Origin of the sequence: Agarivorans sp. 1_MG-2023 (genome assembly GCF_030548385.1) — a bacterium.
GTDB lineage: Bacteria > Pseudomonadota > Gammaproteobacteria > Enterobacterales > Celerinatantimonadaceae > Agarivorans.
In genome coordinates, this window is sequence record NZ_JAUOSJ010000004.1 from 413,771 (window position 1) to 420,090 (window position 6,320).

At 44.1% G+C, this 6,320-nt stretch carries 4 protein-coding genes and 1 tRNA gene; 2 read left to right on the forward strand and 3 right to left on the reverse strand.

Annotated elements, in window-relative coordinates; translation table 11 throughout:
• Window positions 1-48: 48 nt before the first annotated feature.
• The 3 genes from mscM to rsgA all read right to left on the reverse strand — a co-directional run bounded on the left by mscM (window position 49) and on the right by rsgA (window position 5,373).
• Complete coding sequence (gene mscM / locus Q4592_RS08265; RefSeq protein ID WP_303511853.1) at window positions 49-3,327, reverse strand: miniconductance mechanosensitive channel MscM; 3,279 nt, start codon at window positions 3,325-3,327, stop codon at window positions 49-51.
• A 126-nt stretch (window positions 3,328-3,453) separates the two neighbouring features.
• Window positions 3,454-4,308 (reverse strand): archaetidylserine decarboxylase, encoded by an 855-nt coding sequence (gene asd, locus Q4592_RS08270; protein ID WP_303511855.1) that lies wholly within the window; start codon window positions 4,306-4,308, stop codon window positions 3,454-3,456.
• Between the two features lie 24 nt (window positions 4,309-4,332).
• Window positions 4,333-5,373, reverse strand: coding sequence for a small ribosomal subunit biogenesis GTPase RsgA (rsgA, locus tag Q4592_RS08275; protein WP_303511857.1), 1,041 nt, complete (start codon window positions 5,371-5,373; stop codon window positions 4,333-4,335).
• A 94-nt stretch (window positions 5,374-5,467) separates the two neighbouring features.
• On the opposite strand from rsgA, the gene orn reads away from it, so the two are divergent.
• Complete coding sequence (gene orn / locus Q4592_RS08280) at window positions 5,468-6,022, forward strand: oligoribonuclease (protein WP_303511859.1); 555 nt, start codon at window positions 5,468-5,470, stop codon at window positions 6,020-6,022.
• 223 nt (window positions 6,023-6,245) lie between these two features.
• Window positions 6,246-6,318: transfer RNA gene (locus Q4592_RS08285), tRNA-Gly, on the forward strand.
• The last annotated feature ends 2 nt before the right edge of the window (window positions 6,319-6,320 follow it).

The following is a 6,320-nucleotide window of genomic DNA, read 5'->3' on the forward strand; positions in this document are numbered from 1 at the left end:
ATTTGAAATAACGGTTTTTTTAAAGCTCTACGATACCCAAAGCCTCAACTAAGAATTGAGAGATACATCTAATTGTGGGTAGGCGATGTCTATGCTATTCGCCTTAAACTTGTCGTTGATCAAAGTGTACAACTCGTGGGTCATCGGTAAGCGATAACGCATCTCACTTACATAGACTCGCATTTCAAACTTCATGCCGTTGTTAGTATATTCGGTGAAGTAAATTTCAGGTTGTGGGTTGGTTAATACTAAGCTGTTTGCTTCCACCGCTTCTTGCAATATCTGTGTCACCAAGTTGTTGTCGGAACCTTGTTTAACTTGCACCATGAGTACCACACGAGTTATTGGGTCAGTCAATGACCAGTTAATAAACTGCTCGGTGATAAAGGCCTTGTTGGGCACAATAATCTCTTTCCTGTCCCAATCCACAATGGTGGTAGCGCGAGTTTCAATATTGGAAATAGTGCCTGTTAGTTCGCGAATGGTGACGGTGTCGCCAATTCGAATGGGTTTTTCAAATAAGATGATTAAACCAGAAATAAAGTTAGCAAAAATTTCTTGCAGGCCAAAACCCAAACCAACGGTGAGAGCTGCTACTAACCACTGTAATTTAGACCATTCAATACCGAGTAATCCAAAGCCACTAAAAATACTAAATAGAATCACCATGTAATTGATCATTGTGGTGATGGCAAAGCCCGTTCCTGGGTTTAACGACAAGTGCTGCAATACCATTAGCTCTAACAAGCCAGGCAGGTTGCGAATCAACAGCATGGCAAAAAAGAATACTAATAAGGCTGAACCCAGTGAGCGCAGAGTAATTTCGTTGACCGCTGCTACGCCCGCGCGGCTGGTATTACTTTCCCATAAGGTAATATTATCTAGGAAGGAGAAAGCGCTGGTCATTTCAGACCAGCTAAACAGCAGTACTAATACCAGCGCTAAGATTAACGCGGCGCGCAACAACCCTAAAGATTGAGCGCTAATGGTATCTAGATCGATGACGGGTTCTTCAATCGCTTCAACAAAGCCTTCGCTAGATATACTTGGATCTTCGTCTTCGGCGTGGCGCTGGGCAATCATCTCTGCGCGGCGCACTTTGGCGCGGTCAAAGGCAATTCGGCGACGTTGCAGTAGCATCCAGCGATGAATAAGCAGGTAGCTAAGCATAAATACCACGGCAATAATAAAGCTCAGCACCACTTGCCAATATACGGTAAACGCAGTGGCAAAAAAGCCTGCGGCAGAGGCTAAGGCCGCCATTAAAGGAATACTAATTGCCGCTCCCCAAATCAGCTTTTTGGCCAGTTGCGGTGCTTTAAAAATATCTAAACGGTAGTTAACCGGAAGCTCGATACGGTAAATACTGTGAAAGCCGTAAGCTACCCATAACAGCAGCCCGATAAAGGCTAAACGGGCTAGGCCACTGTATGCTGGTTGGCTGGTTTGTAGAATACAAAGGTTAAGAACAAAAACCAGCGGCAGGCTAATGTAAACTAAACGGCGAATAAGGGTAATGGCCTGCTGAATGTTGACCAGTGGCCACTTAAAGTGGGTATTGAGCAGACCGTTTTTCTGGCAAAACTGTTGTAGCAGATGAAATAGCCATAATACTAGTGCTACGTTGATTAGCGCATCACCAACATCCCGAGAAAAGGCATATTCCCACTTGTAGTTTAGGGCGAATCCAACACTTCCAATAAACAGGGCTAAGGGAGTGGCTAGCGCTGCACTAAGCAATAAATTCGACAAGGTATAGTGAAATTTATCGCGGGTAATGTTGCCGGTTTTAGAGTCAATACGTTGTAAATAGCCCTTTAGCCAGTGCATTTTTAAATGACGCACATACACCATGCTTGCCGCCACTAAACTTAACCAAACCAGCCATAACCAAGATAAGTTTTGAATCGAGAGTTTCAGCTGTTTGAGTTGTTGGATATTCAATAGCCAAATAACGGATTGGCGAACATCACTAAAAAAGCTAAGGTCGATGGCTTTTACATCTGCCGTCCAAAACAGCTCTTGATTGGCTTCTTGGTTAATAATGCGCAGTTCGTCATTGAGTTTGGAGTAATCTAGCTTAAGACGGGCTAATTCAAATAAACGAGAATCTAATTCAAGTTGATATTTATCGGATAGTTGCTGATTGAGTTTGAGGTGTTTGCGCAGTATCTGTTGCTGTTCGTCACTTAGGGATGCAATAAGCTGCTGTTTAGCCTGTTGTTGGGCTTGGCTACGCAAAGTGTAAATTAAGTTTTGGTGGCGATGTTTGCTAATCCTCACTTCAATAATCTGTTGTTCTATGGGCGCTAAGGTTTTTGCCTTGGGTAAGCTGCTGATCTGTTCACGCAAATATTCGCCATAAGACCGGGTTACTTTTAGCCACGATACCTGTTCTTTGAAGTTGGCAAAGGTGAGTTTAATGTGTTCTAACTCGTTGTTAGCGTGTTGCTGCAGCAGAGCAATTTGCTCGCTTTGGTCAAACAAGGCCGACAACTGGCGTTGAATATGTTGGTTTTGATCCACGACCTCTTTCACGAGGGGCAGTTCTAAAAGCTCGGGCGCGGTAAAGGCTAACTGCTCCGATAAACGTTGTGCTTCGGCGCGATGTTCTTGAGATAGGCGATTTTTTAGTTCTTCAACAATCCGTTTTTGAGAAAATTGTTGGCGCTGTAACAGGCTTATCTCTAGTTGCAGTAGTTCATTACGTTGGTTGGCACTTTGTGCGGCTAGCTCTAACATGGCTAATTGAGCAGTTAAGCTTGCTTCGTTCACTTGTGTGCGAACACGTTGGGCTTCTTCTACTTCGCTAAGCACACCAAATTGCAGAGCCTCTAGCTTGCTGCGCAAGGAGCTTAGTTGCTGACGCAGTGGACCACTGCGCTGGTGGTGCTCACTAACATCTAAATCTATGGCGAATTGGCGTTGTTTAAGTTCATCAATACGGGCACTGCTGCTGTTAAGTGTGGCTTGCCAAGTGTTTAGTTGTTCGGTGAGTTGATTAGAATTTAGCGTATCTAGCTGACTAATTTCAGGTGCTTGATACTGGTTAAGCTTGTCTTGTAAATCTTTACGCAGCCGCGAAAAATTATTAATAATGCTACGGTAATATTTGGCTTTTTCTCGGTAGTCATTGCCTTCTTTAAGCAAAGCTAAAGATTCTTCATAAATCAGCTGTTGCTGCTGAGTATTGAGGTTACTGGGTTGGGTATCTAAGGAACCAATTAAGCTTTTTAAGTGGTTTTCGCCACCCACGTTCGCTTGAGCCGCCATACAAAATATCAGTAAAGGCAAAGCAAGCCAGCGGAGTAAAAGCGTTGGTGTCATTCGTTAGGAGCCAAGTTAAGTGCGCTAGTGATTGTTATTTATTTTATATTAAATAATTGAATTAGCGTAATAATAAGCAGAATTGAATCAGTCTTGAAGGGCTAGCCTTCAAGACTTGGTAGTATTTTACTGGGCTTTACTGGCGAAATGAGTGCCCATTACGGTGCTCACTGTTGGCGCGAGTGACTGTTCAAACTCAATGGCATCTTTAGCAAATAGCATTACCACGGTTGAACCCAGCTTAAAGCGACCCATTTCAGCACCTTTGTCTAGGCTAATATCTTGATCAGAGTAGTCCCAAGTAAACACCTGCTTGCTGCCTGGTGGCGTTACTGTGCCAGACCAAATGGTTTCAATGCTAGCAACAATAGTGGCGCCGACCAATACCATGGCCATAGGGCCAAACTCAGTATCAAAAATAGCCACTACGCGTTCATTGCGGGCAAACAAGTTAGGCACATTAGCGGCAGTTAGCGGGTTAACCGAAAACAGTTGGCCAGGCACATAGACCATTTTTCGCAGCTTACCCTTACAAGGCATATGAATGCGGTGGTAGTCTTTTGGGGCTAAATAAATAGTGGCAAAGTCACCATCGTTAAATGCTTCGGCAAGCTCTTTATCACCACCAAGTAACTCTCGCGCACTGTAATCATGGCCCTTAGCTTGAATAATTCGGCCATGCTGAATGGGCCCTAATTGGCTTACTGCTCCGTCTACTGGATGGGCTAAATTAGAGTCGCCATCTACTAAAGGGCGAGTGCCTGGATTTAGTGGACGAGTAAAAAACGCATTAAAACTGGGGTAGGCACTAGGTTCGCTGTTTACCGCATCGTTCATGTCTACTTGGTAACGATTAATAAATTTTTTAATCACCCAATGAGTGAGTTTTCCTGCTTCGGCTTGGGCAAGCTTACCCACTAAGCGAGATAAACCATGCTGTGGAAAGCAGTACTGGGCGGCAACTTTAATTTTGTCTAACACTCTATATTCTCATGGTCTGGTGAATTATTTTTTCCCGGGAATCGCCCGTGAAGGTTTGTTACTTTCCATTGTTTCTAATAAACGCTGGTAACTATCAAATCGCTGTTGCGAAATTTTGCCAGAGTCTATCGCTTCTTGCATAGCACAACCAGGATCACCTTGGTGCTTGCAGTCACGAAAACGGCATTGATTCAGCCAAGGACGAAACTCAATAAAGCCCCACGCAACACGTTCATTTTCTAAATGCCACAATTGGAATTCTCGAACGCCGGGGGAGTCAATTAATCTGCCGCCACATTCTAAATGATACAAACGCGCGGTAGTGGTGGTGTGTTGGCCAAGCCCGGATACTTCTGAGACTTCTTTGGTATCGATGCTCTGTTCAGGCAATAAGCTATTAACCAATGAGCTTTTACCAACGCCCGACTGGCCAACAAAAATGTTGGTTTTGTTGGTCAGTTGTTGAGTGAGGTCGTCTAAGCCCTCTGCTTGCTTAGTACTGGCAAAAATGACCGTGTAGCCGAGTTTTTGGTAGTTTTCGAGCTGAGCCTCAATGGCTTGACGCTGCTCTAGATCTAATAAATCAACTTTATTGAGCAGAATGATCGGCTTTAAATCAACATCTTCTACTGCCACTAAATAGCGATCAACAATGTTAGTAGAGAACTCGGGCAGTACTGCTGAAACTATCACGACTTGGTCGATGTTAGCGGCAATGGCTTTAATTCCATCGTAAAAATCTGGGCGAGTGAGTACTGAGCGGCGCTCATGGCAAGCTTCAATAACGCCTCGAATGCCAGACTGCTCTTCGTTACCAGCACGCCATACAACTTCGTCTCCGCTGACTAAAGAGCCAATTGAGCGGCGCATATTACAACGGAAAATTTCCCCACTGCTGGATTCAACATCGGCATGTTGACCAAAGCGGCTGATGATAGTGCCTTCTTGTTGGGGACCTAATTGGTCGTCCAACCATTGGTGACTATCTTCTTTTTTGAGGCGCTTTTGTTGGTTGCTTCGCACGCGGCGAAGTTGACCTTGGCTCAGTTTCTTTCTCTTGGTCACGAAAACTACTATTCAAGTAAGTGTAATAAATCGCTATGATACCGCTTATCAAAAAGATTTGCGGAAAATATTTCCACATATAAATAGGGTCAACATGACTGTTAGCGAACAGAATTTAGTTTGGGTTGATATGGAGATGACTGGTCTCGAGCCCATCAGCGATCGCGTATTAGAGATTGCTACCATCATTACCGATGCTCAATTAAACATACTTGCAGAGGGGCCAGTGATTGCTGTGCATCAATCTGATGAAGTATTAGCGGGTATGGATGAGTGGTGTACTAATACTCACACTGGCTCTGGTTTAGTTGATCGCGTGCGAGCTAGCTCGGTAAACGAGCAGCAAGCTACAGAGCAAACTATTGCTTTTATCAAGCAATGGGTGCCTAAAGGTGTTTCGCCGATGTGTGGTAATAGCATTGGTCAAGACCGCCGTTTTATGCACCAGTATTTGCCTGAGCTAGAGCAGTTTTTTCATTACCGAAATATTGATGTGAGCACGGTGAAAGAATTAGCGCGCCGTTGGCAGCCAGAAATTCTTGATGGCTTTACTAAAAGCGGAACTCACTTAGCGCTAGATGATATTCGAGAATCTATTGCTGAAATGCAGCACTATCAAAAAACCTTCTTTAAACTGGGCGAAAACTAAACAAACAGTTTAAGAGCTGTAATTTTTTTAATTGCAGCTCTTGCAAAGGTAAAAATTCCTCGTATAATTCGCAGCCCTAAACAACGTGAAGCCACGGCTTAATGCTTGTTTAGTTGTAACACCTTAGGTGTTGCAAGAAAGAATAAAGCGGCACTAGTTCAGTGTGGATATAAAGAGTAGCGCAACCTTGGTTGAACTCTCTGCACATTAAATAGTGATTAAAGCGGCACTAGCTCAGTTGGTAGAGCGCAACCTTGCCAAGGTTGAGGTCATCAGTTCGAACCTGATGTGCCGCTCC

What these genes read in the sequence shown, in the direction of transcription:
- mscM (WP_303511853.1), bottom strand. Translation starts at nt 3,327, where the DNA reads ATGACACCAACGCTTTTACTCCGCTGGCTTGCTTTGCCTTTACTGATA.
- orn (WP_303511859.1), top strand. Translation starts at nt 5,468, where the DNA reads ATGACTGTTAGCGAACAGAATTTAGTTTGGGTTGATATGGAGATGACT.